The following is a 25506-nucleotide window of genomic DNA, read 5'->3' as shown; positions in this document are numbered from 1 at the left end:
ATAAGGTTAATAATAACTAAACAACCCTCAGCTATAAGCTGAGGGGTTATAAAGTGGAATCGATTAGAAATCGATCATCATTCACAGGTTCACCTTCCTGTTCATCAATATAGTGCTGTATCATTTCATCAGTTATATTACCTGAACTGACTGCCATATAGCCCCTAGCCCACAAATGATTGCCCCAAAATTGTTTTCGTAAATGAGTAAATTCTTGCAATAAAATTCTTGAGCTAATGCCTTTTAAATACTTTACTAACTTGCTAAGAGATATTTGGAGGGTGTCAGGAAGTTTGTGTAAGTTGTAAAAATAGTTAAGAATAAAAATAATATAAACAACTTACATGGAGCTAATATGAAGAACAATAACAAAGTATCAAATCCAGCTATAGAAAAATTAGTATCAGAAATACTATCACAAAGTGATCCATCTGAAATATTTGGTAAAGAAGGGATATTTCAGGGAATTAAAAAGCAGATAGTAAATAAGATTTTAGAGAAAGAAATGGAATCTCATATAGGTTATGAGAAACATTCTAAAAATGAGAAATACTCAGATAACAGACGTAATGGTAATTATGAAAAGACTCTAATAGATCCAGAAGGTCGTAAATTGACAGTAGAAGTGCCAAGGGATCGGGATGGAGAATTTGAATCTCAACTAATTCCAAAAGGAGTGCGTAAATTTGAAGGATTTGATGATAAAGTAATATCCTTATATGCTCGGGGAATGACCATTAGGGAAATACAAGGGCACTTAGAAGAACTATATGCCACCAAGGTATCATCTGAGTTAATATCAAAGGTAACTGATGGTATTTTAGAGGAAGTAACTGCTTGGCAGAATAGAGCACTTGATAATGTATATCCTATAATGTACTTAGATTGTATTCATGTTAAGGCAAGAGATAATCATGTAATAATAAATAAAGCGGTTTATCTAGCTATTGGAGTGAATATGGAGGGCAAGAAAGAGCTATTAGGAATTTGGATAGGCAAGAATGAAGGGTGTAAATTTTGGATGCAGGTAGTAACAGAACTGAAGAATCGAGGAGTTGCACAAATATATGTTGCATGTGTTGATGGTCTTAAGGGTTTTCCAGAGGCGATAAATAGCATTTTTCCAAAGACGATAGTGCAGTTGTGTATTGTTCATATGGTAAGAAATTCTGTAAAATACGTATCATACAAAGATCTAAAAGCGGTAACAGCTGATTTAAAAGCAGTTTATTCTGCAATAAATGAAGCAGAGGGATTAAGAGAATTACAAAACTTTGCCAAAAAATGGGATGAAAAATATCCAGTTATTTTTGACATATGGCAACGAAATTGGTCTGGCATAGCTCCATTTTTTAGCTTTCCGGAAGACATTAGGAAGGCGATTTACACTACTAATGCTATTGAATCCACTAACCGTCAAATTCGTAAAATTATTAAAAATAAAGGAGTATTTCCAGATGACAAATCGATTCAGAAAATAATCTTTTTGGCGTTGACAAATGCCTCTAAAAAATGGACAATGCCTATTAAGAATTGGGCGATGGCTTTAAATCAATTTGCTATACTTTGTGATACTAATTTACAAAATTGGGCAAATGGAGAAATCGTACTTACACAAAAAATCTGACAGACCCGATATTTGCGGCTTATATGAGATAAACATATGTACGTGATCACATGATATTTTCCCTGAAATTATATGTACTTCATGTTCCATACAAATCTGCCTCAGTAAATCTCTAGTCCTTTCCGATACTTTGCCTATCAATATTCTCTTCCTATATTTTGGTATCCATATAAGATGCACTTTTAAATCATACTGACTATGACTATTCTTTCTATAACTTCTCATATTTCTTGATATAAATTCATTGCTAAAGCAATTTCATTATATCTTCCCTTCGCCTAAAGGCGAGGGATTTTTGATCCCCGAAGGGGGACATTAACTCTTTTATTAACAAAGGTTAATGATGGCTGAACCTATCATATTTACTCTTTTACTTGGTGGTAATAATCAAATATTAGAAAAAATATCAAAAGAAACAGTTCTAGACCCACCAACAATTGTCTCACTTCAGACTAATAAAGAATCAAGCATACCAGATAAAGAGCGTATTTTTGCAGAAATACTTAAAGAATCTAGAGAACAAAATAAAAGCCCTATTTTTAATGTTCAGCTCAGTAACAATAACACCGCCCCCATTTTTAAATCGCAAGATTTAATCAATCTACAAAATTTAAATATAAAAAGTACTATTACTTTCGAACATTATAATTCACTAGCAGAAAATCCTGCATTAGCAGCATATTGGAAAGAACTTTTTACAAAAACCAGCCATGTATTTTTTGCAAATGAGCAAGATAAGGAGCTTGCTATAAATGAAAATACAATAAATAGAGGTAAAGCTACTACTATTACAGATATAGATTCAGTGTTATCGGTTTTTAACAACCTTGCTGATGATAAAAAAGTTAATAAATTACTTTCCGGTGCTATACCTGACAAAGCAGAATTAGACAAGCTGATAAAAACAACTAAAAATCAAGGAGGAAGAGTAATTGTAAAAACTTGGCCCTTATCCTCAGATCAAGCAGCAAATCTTATAACGGCTAAATTTGGTATTACTTCTGAAGATCAAATTTATGGTCTTAAACTTGAAATTACCGAAATTTTAAAAGATCCAAATAATGCTGCTGAAAATTTAAAAAAATACGTATTTCAAATATCACGGCAATTTCAAAAAGATTTAGGAAAATCCGAAGTAAATCCTATAGATTTTAATTTCGATAGAGAGCAAATTATGAAAAATATTCCTGATAATACAAAAAAAGAACCGACCATATCATATGAAACTAAACAGCCAGAACAGCCAAGTTTTTTTAGAAGAGTCTTTAACTATTTTAAAAGTGTAATAACTAGTTACTTTGGTACAAAAGAAGAAGCTCAACCCCCTCAACAACAACCTACGACAAAAACAGAAGCAGAGTTAATTAAATTACCAAAGGAGCAAATACAAGAAAAAACTATGCCAACACAGCAACAATCTGCACAACAAATTAATGCTAATTCCCCACAAAAAGATTGGAAAAAAGTTGGAATGACAGAGCAAGCTTATAAAGCAATGATGTCAGATAATACTCCTGCACTTCCATCTCGTACAAATAATGACTTTAATATAAACGATTTTAAATATGAAATATCTACACAAGATATTAATAATGTAAAAACCCCCAATTACTGGTATACTGAAAATGAGATTACGCACCTTTTAACAGCACAACTAGATGAAAAAAAGTTTTCAGTGCAACCAGCTATAACTTTTCGCAATACAGCCCTAACAGAAGAAATGCTTAAAGATTATACAGCAAAAGGCGAAGAGAAGAAAGAAATTTTAGCTAAAGTTCAAGAAACAATAGAGCTCGCTAATCTTATTCCTGATAAAGAGGAACGAACTCTAATGCTAGGGGATGCTAAGAAGAGAGAAGAAATACTTAATCTTTCAGATGCAGAACGTGAAAAGCTAAAAAATGATTTGACTAGAGGAGGAGAAGCTCAACAACAAATTAATGAAGATATTTTAAATAGAGCTACTCAAGATATAAAAGATAATGGAAAAGAAGCTGCCGTTATCCCTGTTGAGATGGGTTATGGTCATTGGACAGTTTTAGTAGCTAAATATGACAAAAAAGATAACCAAATAACATTAACTTTTAACGATTCACTAGGTAACTCTATTAATTATGACGGTCAGAAATTACCGAAATTAATAGATAAAACTTTAGGAAATCTTCCTAATAAGCCGATTATAATTGATGAGCAGACGAAGCAACAAAATAATCAATCAGATTGCGGTGTTTTTACTGTAGATAATGGTGTCAAGATTGCTAAAGAGCAAGAAATACTTTCTACTGAACAATCTAAAGGCGAAAAAGGATTAAGATTAAGAGAACGTCACGCCGAGATATTAACTGACGCTATGTTTAAACAAGATGCTCAATGGCTCGGGCAACAGATAAAAACAAATAAGAACGCACCAGATACTACATTCCAAGATATGATTAAAAGCCAAAAAACAAGAGACTCATCTATACGACGTTAATTATAATTTTGAAAGCTAAAACTTTACCACCAATTTTTCAAATAAAATGAGCATGCAAAAAAGATTAGGCAAAATGCTTAATTCCTAATATAATTACTTATAGTTAATTTTATATTTTAACATCAAATGACTACTATACTTGTGATCGCTATTATAGTTATGATCGCCTTATCTGCTTTATTTGCTGCTACTGAGACTGCTATTACTGCTTCTTCCCCTGGGAAGATTCATAAACTTAAGATTGCTGGCGACAAACGTGCTAAGACAGTTTTGCAGGTTTTAAAGAAAAAGGAAAAAGTAATTGGAACTTTGCTAATCGGTAATAGTTTAATCAACACTGTTTGTACTACTATTGCAACTACTTTATTTATCAGCTTTCTTGGTGATAATGGTCCTTTGGTTGCTTCTGCCGTCATGGCTTTTATAATTATTGTTTTTGCTGAAGTTGCACCTAAAGCTATAGCTGTTGCCAAAGCTGAGCAATTAGCTCTTAAAATGGCTTCAACAATTGTAATTTTTCTAAAGCTTTTTAAACCTATTAATATTGCTCTTGATTACATTACAAGGATATTTTGTTTCATATTCCGGATTAATTTAAATCCTCAAATATCTGGTACTGAGGAAGTTAGAGGCGTAATTGAACATTACCATCAAGAGGGCGGCGTATATAAAACCGATCGTAATATGCTTGGCGGAATTTTAGATATACGTAATATGACGGTATCGGAAATTATGACTCATAGGAGTAATATTATAGCTATTAATATTGATCTACCTAGCGAGGTAATAATTAAAACCTTATTATCAAGCTCTCATACCCGCATACCTTTATGGAAAGATAATCGAGATAATATAATCGGTATTTTGAATTTAAAAGATTTGTTGAAATCGCTTTATGAACATAATAACGATCAAAAGAAGATTAATATTAATGAGCTTCTGACGCCTCCATGGTTTATTCCTGAAAATGCACTTGTTGTAGATCAGCTAAATGCTTTCAGAGAGCGTAATAACCATTTTGCTTGTGTTGTCGATGAATATGGGGATTTGCAAGGCATCATTACTCTTGAAGATGTTATAGAGGAAATAGTTGGTCCTATCACTGATGAACATGATAGGCATAGTGATGAAATTATTAAAAAATCTGATACTGAATATGTTATAAAAGGTACCACGACTATTAGAGATGTTAATCGAGAACTTGATTGGAACTTACCGGATGATGATGCAAATACTATAGCAGGGTTAATAATCCATAAAATTGCTAGAATTCCAAATCGAGGCGAAGTAATTGAGTTATTTAACTTCAAAATAATAATTTTAAAGAAAATCGCTAATAAAATCGATAGCCTAAGAATTATTATATTGCCTACCATAGAGGAAATATCAGACAGTGAGTGAAATCGGTAATTTTTTCCTCATTGCTGTTATGTGCTTAAGCGGGGTGTCCATAATATTACCTGTCATACCGCGACTTGATCGCGGTATCCAGAAAAACAACTTAAAACCTAACAATATTTTTAAATGGATCCCGCAGTCAAGCCGCAGGATGACAATTAAAAAATTAGATTCCCGCTTTCGCTGGAATGACATACTCACTTTCTACACCGCTATCCTATGCACCCTGCTCGCTTTCTGTACACTAGTTTATGCTTTTATTGTTTCTGACTTTTCTTTGCAAAATGTTTTCTTAAACTCCAGCACATTAAAGCCATTAATATATAAAATAGCCGGCAGTTGGTCGAGCCATGAGGGTTCAATATTATTATGGTTTACTTTATTACAAATTGTTAGTTGCTGTTATATCTACCTAATTAAAAACCAAGAAGATAAAAAATTACCTATTATTATTTTATCAATCATCCAATTACTTTTCAGCAGCTTTATTTATTTCACTTCTAATCCGTTTAATACATTTTCCTTTATTCCTAAAGAAGGACTGGGGCTAAATCCGATGCTACAGGATATCGCTCTAAGCATCCACCCTCCTCTACTTTATTTAGGCTATGTCAGCTACGTAGTACCATTTACTATTGTTTGTGTGAGGTTGCTCACTCCTGATGTCATACCGCGGCTTGACCGCGGTATCTCAGAACGCAATTTATGGTACAAGATCCCGTGGCGGGGCCACGGGATGACACTTAAAAAGCTGGATTCCCGCTTTCGCGGGAATGACATAAGACTCCTCAAAACATTCTCCAATATCGGTATTTTATTTACCACAATCGGTATAGCTCTTGGTTCGTGGTGGGCATATAGAGAACTCGGTTGGGGAGGATTTTGGTTCTTCGATCCTGTTGAAAATATTTCGCTATTTCCGTGGTTATCCAGCATAATTCTACATCATTCTATAATAGTCACGACAAGAACCGGAAATATGCAAAACTGGACGTCGATTTTGTCAATTGTTACTTTTTTATTAGTAATATTCAGTACTTTTTTAGTTCGATCTGGTTTTATTACCTCAATCCACTCTTTTGCATTCTCACCTGAGCGAGGTATATATTTACTAGCAATATTTTTGATTATGGGTATTAGTGCTTTGGGGTTGTATATCCGTACTATGTCATTCCCGCGTAGGCGGGAATCCAGTTTTTCTTTTATAAATTATTTACTGGATTCCCGCCTACGCGGGAATGACATAAAAGAAAAAGGCATACTACTCGGCAACATTCTTTTCACCTTAAGCCTTATCGTATTAATATCCGCCACGCTTTATCCTTTAGCTTATTCTATATTTGACGATAAACCTGTTATTATCGATGTGAGATTCTTTATTAATAATTTTCTTATTTTCGTTATACCTATTCTTTTCACTATCGGACTATTTACTACTAAAAGCTCAATTAAAAAACATATTTTTATCCTAATGTTATCCTTAGTAATAACATATTTAATATCACTGAAAGTAAACTTTAGGGTCATATCTGTTTTAACTACGATCGCCTCTATCTTCTTAATGCTACATAACATTTTATATTTTATAGTCAAAACCAATTATTTTAGACAATCTTTAAAAGCAAGTACTGCTAGCATGATCCTTGGGCATTTCGGCTTTGCACTGATCGCTTTTAGTATTACTATGAATGCATTATTGCAAAGTGAAATGGACTTTACCGGCAACGTTGGCACAAGTAGAAAATTTAATGAGTTTAAAGTAACTTTGCAAAATGTTAAGTTCGCTCAAGGCAAAAATTACTATAGGCAAATCGCTGAATTTTGGCTCGAGGATAACAACCATAACATAACCATATTAAAACCAGAAAATAGGCTTTATATAGTTGAGAAAGGCTTGTCACAAGAAAGCGATATATACTCTTATTTACTATATGATCTTTATGCTGTCTTAAGCAATATAGACGGCGATATAATTCATGCTAAAATATACTATAAACCGATGATGAGCTTTATCTGGCTCGGAGTATTCATTACTGTTAGCGGTTTCTTGATTGGATTACTTAGAAAAAAAGAAGAAAAAAATTTCAAATAATCTTTTATCCTTTTACATATTTATATGATATAATATAAGTTTAATGTAATAGATTATATATATGTCTAATAAAGTGGCTATTGACGATTTTCAATCACATTGCTTAGAAATAATTGAAGCATCAATCCGTAATTATTACAAAAAAAATATACCTATTGCAAAATTAGAACCTTTAGAGGAAGCTAAAAATTCCATAATTGGCATGATGAAAGGTAAAGTTAAAATAACAGGGGATATAATTGATCTATAGGATCGGCGTTGTTGCATGGTTCCTATGTCATTCCCGCGGAGGCGGGAATCCAGTAAAAAAAACATAAATACGACAAGTTTTTAAAATTAAAAGCGTAGGTTATCTCGCTTTATGCTGGATCCCCGCATACGCGAGGATGACATCGAGGGCGTTTTTCAAGCCATGCAATAACCTAAGTACAAGCACCGAGGAGGCTTTTCGAATCATACCTATAAGATCGTTTGAAGTATAAGCTAATCAATGAATAAAAAATATCAAAACATCGATTTAATATCTAAAGAAGAAGCAAAGAAATTATTAATAGAGCTAGCCGATAAAATAGCAGAATATAACCATGCATATTATATTGAGGACAAGCCATTAGTTTCAGATGCTGAGTATGATCAGCTATTTAACATCAATCTAAAATTAGAACAAAAATTTCCTCATCTTACCTTAGAAAACAGCCCTAGCAAAAAAGTAGGTGCTAAAGTCGAAAATAAGTTTGCTAAAGTCACGCATCAAGTACCGATGCTATCGCTTAGTAATGTATTTGATGAAGAAGATGTAAAAGATTTTTTAGATCGTATTAAAAGCTTTTTACGCCTTGATCAATTCTCTCCTATCTTTTGCGAGCCTAAAATAGATGGTTTATCATTTGCTGCTACCTACAAAAACGGCATTCTTACAACAGGTGCAACAAGAGGCGATGGCTATATAGGTGAGGATATAACGGCAAATATCAAAACAATAAAAGATTTTCCTCACAAAATTAATAATGCTCCAGAGCTTTTAGAAGTACGGGGGGAAATTTATATTGAAAAAAATGACTTTACAAGTTTAAACCAAGAGCAAGAACAGCAAGGCAAAGATAAATTTGCTAATCCTCGTAATGCGGCTGCCGGCTCGCTTCGTCAGCTTGATCCTTCCGTTACTGCAAAAAGACCACTGAAATATTTTGTTTATGCTATAGGTTCTGCAAAAGAGGAGCTAGCAAACTCTCAAGATCAACTACTTGCAAAATTTAAAGAGCTTGGTTTTAACGTTAATGAAATAGGTAAACTTGCAAACTCCGAAGAAGAGATATTTAGCTTTTACGAATATTTAAAAACTAACAGGGGAAATTTACCTTATGAAATTGATGGGGTAGTATATAAGCTAAATGACTTCGCCTTACAAGATAGGATGGGCTTTATTGCTAGGTCACCAAGGTTCGCTACTGCCCACAAATTCCCCGCTATAATAGGGCAAACCAAACTGCTTTCTATTACAGTACAAGTAGGTAGAACCGGTACATTAACACCAGTAGCAGAGCTTGAGCCTATAGAAATTGGCGGGGTCATAGTTAGCAGAGCAACATTACATAACTATCAAGAGATAGCACGAAAAGACGTACGGGTTGGCGATTATGTATTTTTGCAACGTGCAGGTGATGTAATCCCACAAATTACTGGAGTTGATCTTGCTAAACGTTCTGCTGATGTCACAACATTTGATCCTCCTTTATTCTGTCCTTCTTGTAATTCTAAATTACATTATGTTCCTGAAGATATTATAATAAGATGTGATAACGGTCTTAACTGCCCCGCTCAGAATTATGAGCGTATACGTCATTTCGTATCAAAAAACGCTATGGATATTGAAGGACTTGGGCGTAAGCAAGTTGAGTTTTTAATCGATAAAGGCTTAATTAGTAACCCTTATGATATATTCTTTTTAAAAGAAAAAAACGAAGCTAGCTTAACCAAACTTGAAAATATGGACGGGTGGGGTAAAAAATCTGTAGAAAATCTTTTTAACAATATTGAAAAATCAAAAAATGTTAGCCTGCCTAGGTTTATATATACCTTAGGTATCAGGCATATAGGCGAGCAGAACGCTAAGTTACTCGCTAGAGAATTTGGTAGCTATGAAAATTTTATAGCTCAAATGGAATTACTAAAGGAAAACGATCCTGAAATTTATCAAAAATTAAACAATCTTGACGGTATCGGCGACAAAATGTTAGTAGATATCATTGATTTTTTTGATGTTAAGGAAAATATTGAGCTTATCAAAAATTTAAGTGAAGTATTAAATATTGAAGATTATAAAGAGACTAGAGAGCAAAGTAGCTTAACAGGTAAAATAGTAGTATTTACTGGCAGCATGCCAACTTTGTCACGAGCTGAAGCAAAAGCAACTGCCGAGAAACTTGGAGCGAAAGTTGCAGCTAGCGTTTCTTCTAATACCGATTTAGTAATAGCCGGCGAGGATGCAGGTAGTAAGCTTAAAAAAGCCAAAGAACTGGGAATTAAAATTATTGATGAAGCAGAATGGCTTACTCTTGTAAGAGATACTTAGGTCCCATAAGTATTTCTACTTAAGATTTATACTTAAAAAAATTTTAAAGTATAGGTTGTTATTATTTCAAAAAAATTTTATAATTGCTAGCTGCGAAGAACTAAAATTAAACTAAACAACCCTCAGCTATAAGCTGAGGGGTTATAAAGTGGAATGGCACCGTCAAGTTAAGTAAATTAGTGTCACAAAGTACTATATTTTTAGATTTCAGACAGCAAGAAGTCTTTGAGTAGCTTCATCCCAAATGGATTTAGCGGACGCAAATGCAATTCTTTGCTCAGATGCTGTTTTAGTATATCTTCCAACATTTACAGCAAATATATTTCTGACTTTTCCCATCAGTGATAATGTACATTGTGCTGAATTAGGATGCTTAAATTTAATCAGTATCTTCTCTTTTCTCCTAGTTGGCTGATGGGCATTCTCAATCCGATTATTTAGTCTTTTATCGGTACGATGCTTAGTCCTAGGACACATATACCTAACTGGTTTAATGTAGCTTTTTAGCTTATCAGTCACAATAACCCTTGGACATGGATAATTACCCAATAATCTTGATAAAAAGCGAATAGCTGATTTCTTGTTACGACGCTTCTGCAGTAATACTTCTAATTCATGTCCCTCAGAGTCAACAGCTCTCCATAATATGAATACTTCACCTTTGATCTTGATATTCATCTCATCCAAATGCCATTTATCAGTTGGCTTTCGCTCTCTCTTACTAATAACATCTTGAAAATAAACTACAAACTTATAACACCAAAACCTTACAGTCTCATGACTTAATATAATACCTCGATAAGCCATCTGCTCTTGAACATCTCGGTAACTATTATTAAAGCGATGATATAACCATACTGTATGGCTAATAATGCTTGCTGGAAAACGATGTCTATTCGGGGCTTGAGTAATATGCATAGCGGTAAAATCTAGGATAAATTGTTACTGCTATTCTATAAATCATTCCCTGTAATTGCTCAATACTTAATTTATACCTCCCTTAACTTGACGGTGCCCCCCAAAATTGTTTTCGTAAATGAGTAAATTCTTGCAATAAAATTCTTGAGCTAATGCCTTTTAAATACTGTACTAACTTGCTAAGAGATATTTGCGGCTTATATGAGATAAACATATGTACGTGATCACATGATATTTTCCCTGAAATTATATGTACTTCATGTTCCATACAAATCTGCCTCAGTAAATCTCTAGTCCTTTCCGATACTTTGCCTATCAATATTCTCTTCCTATATTTTGGTATCCATATAAGATGCACTTTTAAATCATACTGACTATGACTATTCTTTCTATAACTTCTCATATTTCTTGATATAAATTCATTGCTAAAGCAATTTCATTATATCTTCCCTTCGCCTAAAGGCGAGGGATTTTTGATCCCCGAAGGGGGACATTAAAAAATCCAATAGTTAATAGAAAATTAATAATTTTTATTGACTCTAATTAACGAAAATTATATATTGCCATTCGTTTAAGTTAATATTAATGAGATAAATCTAATGAGTTTGAGATATAAGCTAAAATCTACATTGTTAAAATACTCTTTCGTTGTTGCCATATCAATAAATTTATTGGCAATTAATTCAGGAATATTATTGCTTACTTTAAATAATAAAGCAGAAGCTGCATCGCAGCCACCACCGCCACCGCCACCGCCACCACCGCCACCACCGCCACCGCCACCACCGCCACCGCCACCACCGCCACCACCGCCACCAAAAACACCGCCTGTTGATCCTAAATCAGCAGCAAAAGATATTAATGCTGAATTAGGTGCAACATTTAATCCTCTTGATCAACTTAAAAAGAATAGGAAAAATATAAAAAATAAAAAAGATAATTCTGATTTAGAAAACTTTTTACAATTGAATGCAATACAGAACATGGATAAGCTAATTAAGATTGCTTTTCCTCAAGACACTGATGACGAATTACGTAAGAGGTTTCTTCACGATATTGTATGTAATAATAAAATTTCTTCTACAGAAAAATTTAATTTGGCAAACCAAATTGCGGCTAATAATGGAATATATGAGAAAGATGATAAAGGTAACATTATAATTGATAATACAAACTTAAATAATAATATAGTAGATTCTACATCTTATATTTCTAATTTTAATCCAAATTATAAGTATATAATTTCGTATAGTACGCCAACAGAGATTTTAGAAAAAGATCTCACCTCTGAAATTATTGATATTACTAAAGGTTTTGAAAAAGATTCTAAAGGAAATTCTTATAGGAAGTTTAATAAAACAGAACTTAAGCACATAGAACAAAAAATAGTTTATGATCTAATAAAATCAAAAGTTGAGTCGCTAATAGAATCAGCTTATGGTGCTAATGTAAAATATGTCGACTATTATAACAGCAACATAAATGATAATAGTTATGAAAAATATTTTACAAAAAATGAAAAAGAGGTAATAACTAACGCTTTAGGTTATAAACGTACCTATGAAGAAAAGACAGGATTATACAAAAGTGAGGTAGATAAACTAGATAGATCGATCTTAAGTGAAGAAGAATACCTTAAAAAATGTGAAGAAATACTTAAAAAAATTGGAGAAAGTACTTGGGACAGTTATCAAGTTTCTAAACCTGGTAGTAGCAGTAAAATAAGGTATGAAGAGTATGAAAAACTAGTGACAAATGACGCAAAAAAACGAGCTGTAATTGCAAGGTTTTTAATGGAAGATAACAATAAAATAAATGGAAAAAGACTAAAAATAGTAAAGGAAGATGGTTCTGAAGAATATATAGATAATACAGAATTTAATTTAATAAGGGCTGAAAATAATTGGGATTTAACACCAGCAAATATACCACTTTCTAAAGTAATGAAAGATACAAATAATTTATCTGAAAATGAAAAAGTAAAAAAATTATTAGCTCGAATTAAATTTTTAGAAAATATTACTAATAACCTAGATATAATTAATGAGCTTGAAGATGCAAAAAGACAATTAGATGAATTAAAAAGTAAAAAAATTACTGGATTATTTGCTTTAAATAATAATGGTGAAAATGCATCAATATCTTTTGATCAAAATTTGATAGATATACTTAAAATTTTAAAAGAGGTCCCAGATTTTGTTAGTATAATAAGAGCACATCCCGATTTGTTTCCAACTATATTTAATGATCCTGATACTCTAGCATTTTTAGAGAAATGTTCACCAGAAGATTATGAGAATATAATAATAGAGTTAAGTTTATTAGATTCAAAATCTCAAGACCTGGAATCTTTAATTGTAAAAAAGCAAATATCTGAAGAAGTTACTTTGCATAATCAAGTAGCTTCTATTACTAATAAACCTATTCATATGGGTATTCATGGTAGATTGTTGTTGCCTACTGCTGTGATTACTGGCGGTGATGAAGAGGACGCAATAAACAGAGGAGTATGGATCAGTGGTTTATATGGAGTAAGCAATCAAAAAGCATGGAGAAGCATACCGAAATATCAAGGACGCACTAGCGGTGTAACTATCGGTATGGACACAGAGCTTAGTAATAGCTCTGACGTAATAGGTATAGCTTATTCAAGAATTGAGTCGCATTTTAAATATAATAAGAAGTTTGCTAAGACCGCACTTAATGGGCATTTACTTAGTGTTTATGGTTTAAAAGAATTACCGAAAAATTTTTCATTGCAAGCTATAGCATCTGTTGGTCATAATTATATTAAAAATAAAGCTACAACTGCTAATAATATTATTGGTAAATATCAAAATAATAACTTTAATTTTGAAGCATTATTAAATTATAAATATCGTACAAATTATAATTTATACTTAATACCAAATATTGGATTAAAATACGATTATTCAAGAAGTAGTGGTTATAAAGGAAATAATTTTGTACAAAAATTAATGATTCAAAAGAAGTCAAATCGACTATTAACAACTAGTTTAGGCGGTAAGATAGAATTTAAATCGATAAAGGTTTTAAATGATATAACGCTGGTGCCGAGCTTGTATGGGAGTATAGAAAATCATTTTTATAATAAAGATACAAAAGTTAATGCTAAGGCAATTTTAAATAATCAAATAATAGAAGAGAAGATTATTATATCAAAACAGCCTAAATTTGGTTATAATATTGGAGGTAATATTCTTTTGACGAAGAAGAATATAAATGTAATATTTGAGTATAATCATTACACCCATAAAAAATATAAAAGCCATCAAGGGTTAGTGAAGTTAAAAGTTAATTTGTAAAACAAAATAGATAAAGAGATAAGGCTTTATTCTCTTTATCTATTTGAATTTAAGTAAGTAATATTAGTAATTACTTCTTGACAGTATACAAGTATTACTTTATATTTTTTATCTATTAATTATATAAGTTAAAGTTTGATAGGTTAAGCTTATGTCTCGTAAATGTGGACTCACTGGAGTGGGTGTTTTATATGGTAATAATGTATCGCATTCACAGCGTAAAACTAGAAGGCGTTTTGAGCCTAATTTAAGATCGGTTAAGTTTATAAGTGATATAACAACCGCAGAATATAGATTATCAGTTAGTGCTAGATGTATAAGTTCAGTTGAAAAAGCTGGCGGTTTTGATGCATATATGTTAAAAGCTAATAATGATGCTTTATCCACTACAGCTAAAGCTATTAAGAAAAAAATAATTCAGACTAAGGTAGCAAAATCATTATGAAAAATGGGATACATCCAGACTATAAAAAGTTTTTAATTAAAGTTGGAAGTGATGTTTTTGAAACAATGTCAACTCATCCTGCGGGTGAGATTTTAATGGATGTTGATTTCAGAAAACACCCAGCATGGAATAAAGATATTGGAAATGTAGTAAATCAGTCTAACAAAAGCGTTAGTGATTTTAATAAAAGATTTTCTGGTCTTTCTTTCGGTAGTCAAAAAAAGGAAGCTAGTTAAGATCGTCATTGCAAGGAAATGCATTGCAGAGGGCGAAGGCAATCTCAGGAATTCTGCTTTATGAGGTTGCCACGCTTATTTCATTTGCGTAGTTTATGACGCTAGAGATTAGTTTACTCTAATCATTTATGTTATCAATCTTTGTTTATAATATTAATAAACAAAGTCATCAAATTTCTTTATTGCGGGGTGGAGCAGCTCGGTAGCTCGTCAGGCTCATAACCTGAAGGTCGTTGGTTCAAATCCAGCCCCCGCTACCATATTTTTATTTCAATTTTTTTATTGTTGCCTTGTGGTAAAATTGTTGTGTAGAACGGTTTGGCTTTGCCCGCCTGGATCGAGAGTCGTCTAAGCTACGCGAATGAAATGAGCGTGGCAATCTAGAAAAAATAATAAAAAATGCTATAAGTTAGTATTTTTTATACTTCCTTGCTTTGTCAATTACTTCGCAATGACGGAAAAACTGATCCACGAGGGTAATTTTGCTACAGGATGACACAGGACGTATAATATACAGATTACAAAATTATGACTGATGAAAAAGTAATTAATAAAAAATTAGTAGGTGATAATAAGCTTTTTCGTCATCAAGCTAAATTTGTAGCTGGTGCTATGGATATAAAGCAACTTCCTAATTTTGCATTACCGCAAATTGCTTTTGTTGGTAAATCAAATGTCGGCAAATCAAGTTTAATAAATACTATATGTAATAACAAAAAACTTGCTAAAGTTTCTAATACCCCAGGGCGTACTAGGCAGATTAATTTCTTTAATCTTGTAGATAAACTTATAATAGTTGACCTACCAGGTTATGGTTTTGCAGAAGTTCCAAATCAAGTTAAAGATCAGTGGGAAATATTAATTAATCATTACTTACGTAAGAGTGATAATCTAAAATTAGTTAACTTATTGATAGATTCAAGAAGGGGAATTAAAGAGAACGATAAAAAAGTAGCGGAGTTATTACTTGCAAATAAGCGAGATTTCCAAATTATTTTTACAAAATCCGATAAAGTTACGGATCGTAAAAACCTTAACCTAGAAGCACAGAATTTTCTTGCAACTTTAAACTACTCATGTAATCTTATTTATGTAAGTAGTAGGAGTAAAGAAGGTGCAAGAGAACTTAAAACTAGTTTGGCAAAATGCATCAAACTTGAAAAGTAAAGAAATAGATAATATTTCTGAATTAGGCGACATTACTATAATTAGGGATATAATCACATGTAGTAACGAGCTTAGAAATCAAGCGATAGTTCTAAAGTTACCAATCAATATTATTATTAATGAGAAGTTGTTTGCTTCTTTTATAGAATCTATCAAACTGCTTGAGATGTGCGGTGCTAAAATCTATATATTACATGACCATATAGATTTAGGTAATCTATCTTTAATATCACAATTAGATAAAAGTTTCAGTAAAAAATTTAATAAAGTAAGGGAAAATAGTTCCATAGATAATCCTATTATTATGGAAATTCTATCGAGTTATGTCAAAAACTTATTGTGACAAAACTTAGCAATAAAGGTTGTTATGCGGTTGGTATTTCAGGAAAAGATGCGAATTTACTACAAGCAAGAAAATCAAAATTATCACATAGAAGAGTTGCAAATCGTGACGTTATAGATATTGGCTTTGTAAGCGAGCCTATTATAGTTAACCCAGAAATTCTATTAAATTTTGAAGATAGTAATATTATACCTGTAATAACTCCTTTTGCTAATGATGACCAAGAAAAGACCCATTTACTAAATGTTAATTTAACTACTGCGACAATTGCTGTTACTTTAGGAGCAGAGCATCTAATATTTCCATATGAAATGTCCCAGATATTTAGAGGATTTCAGTATAATATGAAAATACAAAATGCTAATTTGTTAAAATCAATGCTAAATGATAGTAATCATTATTTAGAAGAAGAATTAATCAAAATAGCAATTAAGGTGATTGAAAGTATAGGTAATAATGTGCATTTTGTTAATAGTAAGATACCAAACTCAATATTATTAACTATGTTTGCAAATAAAAATATAAATTTATATTAATAATTTTTAAGTTTATGTTTATTATTGAATAAAAAATATAAAAGAGGAAAAGTATATGGCAGGAACATTAGCAACCGATCTTTTATTCGTAGGGCTAACTAGACCACCCATGATATTTGGTGTGAGTATTAAATTTGCAGCATTAAATATGATCATGACTATGATAGTATTTATTTGGAATAACGGCATTATGATTTTATTCATCGCAGCAGGTCTACATTTAATAGCCTATATTATATGCTTTAAAGAGCCACGATTTATAGAGTTGTATATGAATAAAATGTCAAGGACTAGCCAATGTCCTAATAAATTTTATTATGGGGCAAATTCATACGGAATTTGAATTTGATATCATTCCTATTAGGGATTAGCCTATTGTGTGGATTATATGTCATTCCCGCTTAAGGCTTTGCCCGCCTGGATCGAAAAGCACCCTAAGGTAGTCATACCGTGGCTTGTCCACGGTATCCAGAAAATAATAAAAAATACTAATTTTATTAGTATTTTTAACTGGATCCCGTGAATAAATCACGGGATGACAGGGGAAAAATCGATCCAGGCGGGCAAAGCCTTAAGCGGGAATGACATTATAAGAACCAAAAATCAAAATAGTTAAGTTGAGTTACACAATGAAGTTATTTAGAACTAGAGCAGCTAATGAATTAAGAGCTAAACAAGATAGACCTACTTCGCATTTTATCCCTTATAAATGTCATTGGGATAGTAATACCATTTTAACTAAAGATAATTCGCTTCTACAAGTTATTAAAATAAATGGCTTTTCTTTTGAAACAGCCGATGATGAAGATTTAGATATTAAAAAGAATATAAGGAATGCTTTACTTAAAAACATGGCTTCAGGAAATATTGTTGTATATTTCCATACTATCAGAAGACGTAAAGCAGTAATATTTGACGATACTGAATTTACTTATGATCCTACTGTAAAAGTACCAAACGATTTTATTACGTATCTTGGAGCAGAATGGCGTAAAAAACACGCAGGTGCTAGATCGTTTTTTAATGAATTATATGTCAGTATTTTATACAAACCTGATACTGATGGTGCAGCTATAGTTGAGTATTTTTTAAAGAAGCTTAGACAAAAATCTAATAAAAATGTTTGGGAAAATAACATGAAAGAGATGAAAGAAAATCTCCAAGAAATGTCAAACAGAATAGTTAATACATTTAGAAGTTATGGAGCTAGGATTCTTGGAGTTCGTAAAACTCCTACAGGTAATTATTGTGAAATGCTAGAATTCCTTTCATCTTTAGTTAATTGTGGTGACTCGCCAGGTCCAGTAGCATTGCCACGTAGTACTATAGATGAATATTTACCAACACATCGCTTGTTTTTTGATTCACGTACTATTGAGGCAAGAAGTTCGATTGGAACTAAATATGCTGGAATAATAAGTATTCTTGAATATGGACCTAATACTTCGGCAGGGATTTTTGATGGATTTTTGCAAATGCCTTTTGAGTTCGTAATGACTCAGAGTTTTATATTTGCTAACAGAACTGTAGCAATTGGTAAAATGCAATTACAGCAAAATAGAATGATACAGGCAGGTGATAAAGCTACTTCACAAATTGCTGAAATATCAACAGCACTTGATATGGCAACTAGTGGTGATATTGGCTTTGGAGAACATCATCTATCACTTTTATGTTCTGCAAATAGTATTAAAGCTTTAGAAGATATATTATCAATGGCATCTGTTGAGCTTTCTAATTCAGGAATTCAGCCTGTTAGAGAAAAAATTAACATGGAACCTAGCTATTGGGGACAGTTACCAGGAAATATGGAGTATATAGTTCGTACATCCACCATAAATACCCTTAATATGGCTAGTTTTGCCTCTCAACATAACTACCCTATTGGAAAGGTGAGAGATAACCATTGGGGCGAATATGTCACAGTGCTAGATACAACTTCAGGTACTCCGTTCTATTTTAATTTCCATGTAAGAGATGTTGGGCATACTTTAATCATAGGTCCGACTGGTGCCGGTAAAACTGTTCTTATGAATTTCTTATGTGCTGAAGCACAAAAATTCAAACCACGTATGTTCTTTTTTGATAAAGATCGTGGTGCTGAAATATTTATCAGAGCTTTAAACGGCGTTTATACAGTTATAGATCCAGGTTTAAAATGTAACTTTAACCCATTGCAGCTTGAAGATACTAGTGAAAATAGAACATTTATTCTAGAGTGGTTAAGGATGCTTGTAACTTCTAATGGTGAGAGTATAACAGCACAAGATAATAAAATATTATCGCAAGCAGTGAGTGGTAATTTTAGACTAGAAAAAAAAGATAGACGGCTTAGTAATGTAGTAGCGTTTCTTGGAATCGATACACCAGATAGTCTAGCAAGTAGAATTGCGATGTGGGTTGGAAATGGTTCTCATGCTAAAGTATTTGATAATGAAGTAGATGATATTGATTTGCAAAAAGCTAGAGTGTTTGGCTTTGATATGACTGAATTACTTAAAGACCCAATAAGCCTTGCTCCGGTATTGTTGTATATTTTCCATCGTATAAATATTTCTTTGGATGGGCAAAAAACTATGATAGTACTTGATGAGGCTTGGGCTTTAATCGATAATCCAGTATTTGCTCCTAAAATCAAAGATTGGTTAAAAGTGTTGAGAAAACTAAATACTTTTGTTATATTTGCTACTCAAAGCGTAGAAGATGCAGCAAAAAGTAGAATTAGTGATACGTTAATTCAGCAGACGGCTACGCAAATTTTCCTACCTAACCTTAAAGCTACCGATATTTATCGTAGTGCTTTTATGTTAAGTCAGAGAGAATATATTTTGATTAAAACTACCGATCCTACAACACGTTACTTTTTGGTAAAACAAGGAGTAGACGCAGTAGTTGCTAAAGTGAATTTAGACGGTATGAATAATATAATTAGTGTTTTATCGGGTAGAGTGGAAACTGTTATACTACTCGATCAAATTAGGGAAAAATACGGGAATGATCCAGAAAAATGGTTGCCTATATTCTATGAAGCAGTTAAGACATTGTAGATTTAATGGATTATGGTTACTGGTTGTTGTAAGCCTAAAAAATCGTCTGAGCTACGCGACTGCAATGAGAGGGGTAATCCAAAAAAATAATAAAAAATGCTATAAGTTAGCATTTTTTACTGCATTGCTTCGTCAAAATTTTCAATTTTTCCTCGCAATGACGTTTATCATACACGAGGCAAGTAGCTAGTCATGAAATTATTTCCTCGTACTTTACTTAAAATTTTAGTAGTCAGTGTTATCCTCAATTTTGGGGTTACAAGCAAGTCATATGCCGATGACACCCTTGATACTATTGTTAATACACTACAGAATTTAACTTGTGAAACACAAGGAGTCGGTGACTTATTACGTACCGAATTTTCTCAAACCTGTATTGTCGCTCCATTTTTTACTTTTGCTATAATGAATCTTGTATCTCCTGTTTTATACATGAATACATTGTTAAAGCTTAGAATAAATGACAATGAATTATTTGGTACACAATTTCCGGGAGGGCAATGTACGCGTGAAAACAGAGCTGACCCAAATGATCTTAAATTAACTTTTGGTTTATGCAGTAATTTAAAACTGGCAGGGGTAAGAGCAAAAGCAGTTGTAGATTCAGCACTTGCTATTGCTAAGGCTGTATTAACCGGCAATGATCCATGGGATGATATAAAGGAAGCTTGGAAAAACAATAAAGCAGATTATTATAATATATATACCCAAAAACCAGAAGATAGCGGTACAATGTGGGATTTAGGGGTACCAATTTTTTGGAAAGTTGTTCAAGATAATGATCGTATATGTGTTGGGACATATGGTTTTACGGGTGTAGTACCCGTAGGATGTAAATATATAAAAGAGCCATTTCCAAAATCTATGTATAATAGCTTTATGGATGTAAACGATACAAATTTTATTGACGATCCTAATAATAAAGCTGTTGATCCTTTAGCATTGGTTTCTTGTAGTGCAGCAGGTGGAGGTTGCTATCAAAAAGCTTATAACGCTTCAAGAACTGCAGTAGTTATGACTTCTCCGCTTATAGAATGCATAAGACAAATGATTGCAAGGCTATTAATCAGTCAAGATGTATGTAGCTTTGATGATGTAAACTCAGTAGTTAATTCAGCTTCAAGGCAGACTAGTGCTTTATTCCAGTTTCAAGTAGGAATGTATAGAATAGTTACGGCTTTCTTAACTTTATATGTTATGCTTTTTGGTGCTAAAATACTTCTTGCAGGTCAAGTTCCCCCAAAAAATGAGTATATAAACTTTATATTAAAAATAATATTTGTAACTTATTTTTCAATAGGATTAAACATAACACCTGGTAGTACTTCCCCTTATGATCGTATGGATGGGATGATTCAATGGGCATTTCCTTTCTTGCTTAATGGTATAAACGGATTAGCTAGCTGGGTTATGAATGCTGCACCATCTGGGTTATGTAAATTTAATGGTCCAGATATTTCATATGACAATAGTGTTGCATATATTGCATTATGGGATGCTTTAGATTGTCGGGTAGCCCATTATTTGGGGCTAGATATGTTATCTACACTATTAGTTGAGAATGCTTATAGAAGCCATAATTTTGCAAATTTTGACTTTTTTAGCTTTAGTGCTCCTCCATATATCTACCTACTAATACCCGCTATAATATCTGGTAATATGATGCTAGTATCGCTAGCTCTTGCCTATCCGTTGCTTGTGATCTCAGTTGCTGCTTTTATGGTTAATGCCACTGTTATGTGTATGGTATCTATAGTAATACTTGGTATTTTAGCCCCTCTTTTCGTGCCGATGTTTTTATTTGATTATACACGAAATTATTTTGATAGCTGGGTTAAGCTAATGATTTCGTTTTTACTTCAGCCTATGGTAGTAGTTACTTTTATGATTACTATGTTTTCGGTTTATGATTTTGGTTTTTACGGAAAATGCCAATATCAAAGTAAATTGATTCATAATAGTATAGAGGGTGCCTTGCAGGGACAAACTTTTAAAAGGGATGTTTTAGTATTTTTTGTTGATAATGATTGGACAAAATATAGTAAAGAAGATGCAGCAAGTTGTCAAAATAGCTTAGGCTATATGTTAAATAATCCGATTTCAACAGCCTTTAACTTTGCCAAAGACAGTGTAGAACAAATAGTTGGCAGTAAGCCAAACCAGACTTGCGATCCAAAGGCAGCCGATGCAGATACTAAATGTAATCCAAAGCCAGGAGATAGTAGTACAAGCAGCTTCCTTTCTAAATTCCAGTTTTTATCAGGAGTAATTTTAGGTCCTGGAATGTTCTTTGTTTCACCTAAATTACTTTTTGAGAAGATTAAAGATATTTTACTTGCTTTAGTTACAGCCTGTTTTACCTTATATTTAATGTATAATTTTAGTAGTCAGCTGGCTAATTTTGCAGCAGATATGACGGAAGGGGTAGCTCTTAGCAGCGTTGCCATAAAACCGCAAGCGATATTTAAAGCCGCAATGGCAGGGCTTGCTGCTGCAGGTGCTGCAACCAAAGGTCTTGACCAATTCGCTACCAAAGGCGACGGCGGTGGTGATTTACTCAGCACTAAAGGCGGAAGAGCCGGTGATTTAGTAAAAGGTAGCGGCGGTGGCGGTGGTAGTGAAGGAGGTGATTCTTTCACATCAGGTGCTCTTAGAGAACCTTCTAGTACGGCTGCAACTCCATCTTCTGCATTAAGTTCTGTTGGTAAAAGTGTAGGCGGCACAGCAACACCAAGTAGTGCTTCTGAAGAAATGCTTGATACTAGCTTTAGCAATAGAAAACCTATAGAAGCACCTGTGTCTCAACCAACGACAGTTTCAACACAAATTGATACTACTATTAAAACTGAGCCACCGAAAGTAAGTGCAGCAGAAGTTGTAAGAAGTACTGCAGAAGATAAGCTTGAAGATTTATCAAGTAAGCTTAATGTTACAAAAGAAATTAAAGAAGCTGTACCTGAACCTCAGAAAGAAGAATCAAAAGAGCCAAGAGTAAAACATACTACTGAGGTAGAACAGGAACTTAATTTAGATGAAAATCTTGGAGTTACACGTACTATTAGAGGGCTTGATAAGGACAGAAAATTTACCGAACAAGAAAGTCACGAATTAAAGATAGGTGAGGCAGGATACGTAAAGCAAGAGATGAGAAATGCTCAAATTCGTGATAGAAGAGCAGCATTTGAGAAAGAAACGGAAGAATTATATCATAGTGGGGGTGGTAGAGCAAAAGATAAAGCGACCGAGCGAAATGATGGAACGATTGAAAATAGAAGCAAGAAAATAGATAGCGGTTCCGATGAAAATCCATAATATTATAAAAATTATTATTGTCGTTTGTTTGGAAGGTTTTGCTTTAACTAGTTTTGCCAGCTTTGGAGATTCTTGTGCCTCGTTGCCAACTACTACAGATGGGTATTTAGAATCTGATACGGCATATGGTTACATAATTCGTAGTATTGATATGAAAGCACCAGGAGGGAATTGTGCTGCAAACAATCCGGGTATAACTTTTTGCTTTAAGAATAAAGATGGTAGTAGTGACCCTTGTACTATGTATACTTTAAATCAAGGTGATTCTAAAAAAATTAGCGATTTAAGCAAGGATAATAATCCTGATCTTGGTGCAAATCCTATATTAAAAAATATAGTCCTAACAGTACAAACATGGCAAAATGATATATGTTTGCTTATGCCAACGTCAAGAGGACCAATGCCAGTGGCATGTAAAGCATTAAGTAATCCTCCTGCTCCTCCTCCTGTTGATCCTAGCTGTAGTAATATAGGACAAAGTTGCTATACTGGAGCAAATTATAGTCAATCATTAATTAATTTTTCCGGTCTTGCTGTCCAGTGTTTAAAAGAAACTCTTGATAAAATATTTTTTGTAGGAAATAGTTGCGGTTCACAAAGTCAAAGTTATGAAATAACTAATCTTACTGCTTTCCCTACCTTTCAAGGATATTTAAAAAATGCTATTGGTGCTGCTCTGATTCTGTACGTAATGTTTTTTGCATTTAATATGGTGCTTAATAAAGAATATGGCAACCCAGATAAAATAGCCCTTTTTATAATAAAACTTTTATTTGTTACTTATTTTTCTATAGGGCTTGGTCCTCTGAATTTTAATAGCAGTCAGCCAACTCAAGAGAATGGTATGTTAAAATATGGGTTACCTCTCTTAACAGGAATAGCACCGGAATTTGCACAAATTATTTTTAATGCTGCCGGTTCAAAAGGATTATGCGTATTTGATACTTCAAAATACCAAAGTGGGTATCAATTTTATGCTTTATGGGATTCTATAGATTGCCGTATAGGTTATTATCTTGGTTTAGATTTGCTTTATAATATAGATAAAAATAACATATTGAGCGGTTTTGCAAGAGGTGATGGTGGTAATAGTAGCGGCAGTATACCTATACCAAATCTCGGAACTCCTGATAAAAACAGTCCAAATGCTTTAACTTCAGTAGGGTCTTTAAGGTTTTTTACTGTTATGTTTGGTTTCTTTATGGCAGGAAACGTTATTATTCTTATAAGTGGTTTAGTATTTGCGGTAATATTCCTTTCTATACTTTTATATTTTATCACACATTATTTAGTTTGTATGATTACTATTTATGTGATGACATATGTTTCGCCAATATTTATTCCTATGATGTTATTTAATCGTACAAAGGGTTATTTCAATGGATGGTTGAAAGTATCATTGTCATGTGCATTACAACCATCTGTAGTAGCAGGCTTTATAGCTTTATTAATTACCATGTATGATTCAGCAATATTTAAAAATTGTGAGTTCTTAAGGTATGATTACGAAAAAAATAATGTAAAATTTAGTACTTTTGAACTAAGGTTGCCAGCTAGTAGTGCAGAGGTGTGTCAAGAAAGCTTTGGATATAAAATGCTAAATTATTATGCTGGTAAAGGTTGGGAAGAACATTTAGTCATACTTTTCCCTATAAAATCAATTGCTAAAGATGTTGTGTCTATTCTTGCTGAGCTGTTGTGCGTTTTGGTATTTTCGGTAATTTTCTATTATTTCTCTAAATCGATAAGTCAATTTGCTGCTGATTTAACTAACGGTCCAAAAATGGATTCGGTAACAGCAAGCCCAACTAAAATTGTTGATTTAGTAAAGCAAGGGGCAGCTTTTATTAAAGATGCCGCACAAGCAACGCAAGGTAAACCTCCGAGCGGTGGTGATATGCCAGGCGATGGAGGAAGTAAACGTTCAGAAGGACAAAAAGGTGATGATTCATTTATCTCAAGCGGAGGAAATAGTAGCGGAGATTCACTATCATCGAGTGGAGGTAAATAAGGT

Annotated in this window: 18 protein-coding genes, 1 tRNA gene and 1 pseudogene; 16 read left to right on the top strand and 4 right to left on the bottom strand. The window is 33.0% G+C overall.

Annotated features, from left to right (window positions below; translation table 11 throughout):
• Positions 1-46: 46 nt before the first annotated feature.
• Positions 47-274: an IS200/IS605 family transposase gene (gene tnpA, locus BA173_RS02410; RefSeq protein ID WP_257789555.1), complete on the bottom strand. Its 228-nt coding sequence runs from the start codon at positions 272-274 to the stop codon at positions 47-49.
• An 81-nt stretch (positions 275-355) separates the two neighbouring features.
• Between tnpA (BA173_RS02410) and BA173_RS02405 the strand changes: the two genes are divergently transcribed.
• Entirely contained in the window at positions 356-1627 is a 1272-nt protein-coding gene (locus BA173_RS02405) for an IS256 family transposase (protein ID WP_157738049.1), read from the top strand.
• On the opposite strand, the gene tnpA (BA173_RS02400) is transcribed toward BA173_RS02405, so the two are convergent.
• Complete coding sequence (gene tnpA, locus BA173_RS02400) at positions 1580-1852, bottom strand: IS200/IS605 family transposase (protein ID WP_232505962.1); 273 nt, start codon at positions 1850-1852, stop codon at positions 1580-1582. The genes BA173_RS02405 and tnpA (BA173_RS02400) overlap by 48 nt on opposite strands.
• Before the next feature lie 118 nt (positions 1853-1970).
• Here tnpA (BA173_RS02400) and BA173_RS02395 point away from each other — a divergent pair, with 118 nt between their 5' ends.
• The 5 genes from BA173_RS02395 (at position 1971) to ligA (ending at position 10162) form a co-directional block, all read left to right on the top strand.
• Positions 1971-4100 carry a hypothetical protein gene (locus BA173_RS02395; protein ID WP_068041660.1) on the top strand — a complete coding sequence of 710 codons (2130 nt, stop codon included), beginning with the start codon at positions 1971-1973 and terminating at the stop codon, positions 4098-4100.
• A gap of 126 nt (positions 4101-4226) precedes the next feature.
• Entirely contained in the window at positions 4227-5501 is a 1275-nt protein-coding gene (locus tag BA173_RS02390) for an HlyC/CorC family transporter (protein ID WP_068041658.1), read from the top strand.
• A gap of 148 nt (positions 5502-5649) precedes the next feature.
• Positions 5650-7590 carry a heme lyase CcmF/NrfE family subunit gene (locus BA173_RS02385; RefSeq protein ID WP_410528020.1) on the top strand — a complete coding sequence of 647 codons (1941 nt, stop codon included), beginning with the start codon at positions 5650-5652 and terminating at the stop codon, positions 7588-7590.
• A gap of 73 nt (positions 7591-7663) precedes the next feature.
• On the top strand, positions 7664-7840 hold the full coding sequence (locus tag BA173_RS02380) for a hypothetical protein (protein ID WP_198387189.1): 177 nt from the start codon (positions 7664-7666) through the stop codon (positions 7838-7840).
• Between the two features lie 240 nt (positions 7841-8080).
• Entirely contained in the window at positions 8081-10162 is a 2082-nt protein-coding gene (gene ligA, locus BA173_RS02375; protein WP_068041655.1) for an NAD-dependent DNA ligase LigA, read from the top strand.
• Between the two features lie 207 nt (positions 10163-10369).
• On the opposite strand, the gene BA173_RS02370 is transcribed toward ligA, so the two are convergent.
• Both BA173_RS02370 and tnpA (BA173_RS02365) read right to left on the bottom strand, forming a co-directional pair.
• On the bottom strand, positions 10370-11080 hold the full coding sequence (locus tag BA173_RS02370) for an IS6 family transposase (RefSeq protein WP_095568243.1): 711 nt from the start codon (positions 11078-11080) through the stop codon (positions 10370-10372).
• Between the two features lie 82 nt (positions 11081-11162).
• Positions 11163-11483, bottom strand: a complete 321-nt coding sequence (gene tnpA, locus BA173_RS02365) for an IS200/IS605 family transposase (RefSeq protein ID WP_232505960.1) — start codon at positions 11481-11483, stop codon at positions 11163-11165.
• A 196-nt stretch (positions 11484-11679) separates the two neighbouring features.
• Between tnpA (BA173_RS02365) and BA173_RS08965 the strand changes: the two genes are divergently transcribed.
• From BA173_RS08965 to BA173_RS02310, 10 genes and pseudogenes are all read left to right on the top strand, one after another.
• Complete coding sequence (locus BA173_RS08965; protein ID WP_095568269.1) at positions 11680-14406, top strand: autotransporter outer membrane beta-barrel domain-containing protein; 2727 nt, start codon at positions 11680-11682, stop codon at positions 14404-14406.
• A gap of 151 nt (positions 14407-14557) precedes the next feature.
• On the top strand, positions 14558-14851 hold the full coding sequence (gene rpmB, locus BA173_RS02355) for a 50S ribosomal protein L28 (RefSeq protein ID WP_016948661.1): 294 nt from the start codon (positions 14558-14560) through the stop codon (positions 14849-14851).
• Positions 14848-15087: a 50S ribosomal protein L31 gene (rpmE, locus tag BA173_RS02350; protein ID WP_016948660.1), complete on the top strand. Its 240-nt coding sequence runs from the start codon at positions 14848-14850 to the stop codon at positions 15085-15087. Before rpmB ends, rpmE begins: the two co-directional genes overlap by 4 nt.
• Positions 15088-15270: 183 nt before the next feature.
• A tRNA-Met gene (locus tag BA173_RS02345) sits at positions 15271-15347 on the top strand.
• Positions 15348-15615: 268 nt separating this feature from the next.
• Positions 15616-16254: a ribosome biogenesis GTP-binding protein YihA/YsxC gene (gene yihA / locus BA173_RS02340; protein ID WP_016948318.1), complete on the top strand. Its 639-nt coding sequence runs from the start codon at positions 15616-15618 to the stop codon at positions 16252-16254.
• A pseudogene (locus BA173_RS02335) lies at positions 16202-17133 on the top strand (acetylglutamate kinase). Before yihA ends, BA173_RS02335 begins: the two are co-directional and overlap by 53 nt.
• Positions 17134-17188: 55 nt before the next feature.
• Positions 17189-17476 carry a type IV secretion system protein VirB3 gene (locus BA173_RS02330; protein WP_011477926.1) on the top strand — a complete coding sequence of 96 codons (288 nt, stop codon included), beginning with the start codon at positions 17189-17191 and terminating at the stop codon, positions 17474-17476.
• 286 nt (positions 17477-17762) lie between these two features.
• On the top strand, positions 17763-20180 hold the full coding sequence (locus BA173_RS02325; RefSeq protein WP_016948317.1) for a VirB4 family type IV secretion/conjugal transfer ATPase: 2418 nt from the start codon (positions 17763-17765) through the stop codon (positions 20178-20180).
• A 192-nt stretch (positions 20181-20372) separates the two neighbouring features.
• Positions 20373-23492 carry a type IV secretion system protein gene (locus BA173_RS02315; protein WP_016948316.1) on the top strand — a complete coding sequence of 1040 codons (3120 nt, stop codon included), beginning with the start codon at positions 20373-20375 and terminating at the stop codon, positions 23490-23492.
• A complete protein-coding gene (locus BA173_RS02310; protein ID WP_016948315.1) occupies positions 23479-25503 on the top strand; it encodes a type IV secretion system protein in 2025 nt (674 codons plus the stop codon). Before BA173_RS02315 ends, BA173_RS02310 begins: the two co-directional genes overlap by 14 nt.
• Positions 25504-25506 lie beyond the last annotated feature (3 nt).

It is taken from the genome of Rickettsia sp. MEAM1 (Bemisia tabaci) (assembly GCF_002285905.1).
Classification (GTDB): domain Bacteria; phylum Pseudomonadota; class Alphaproteobacteria; order Rickettsiales; family Rickettsiaceae; genus Rickettsia.
This window is presented reverse-complemented; position numbering and strand designations above follow the sequence as displayed.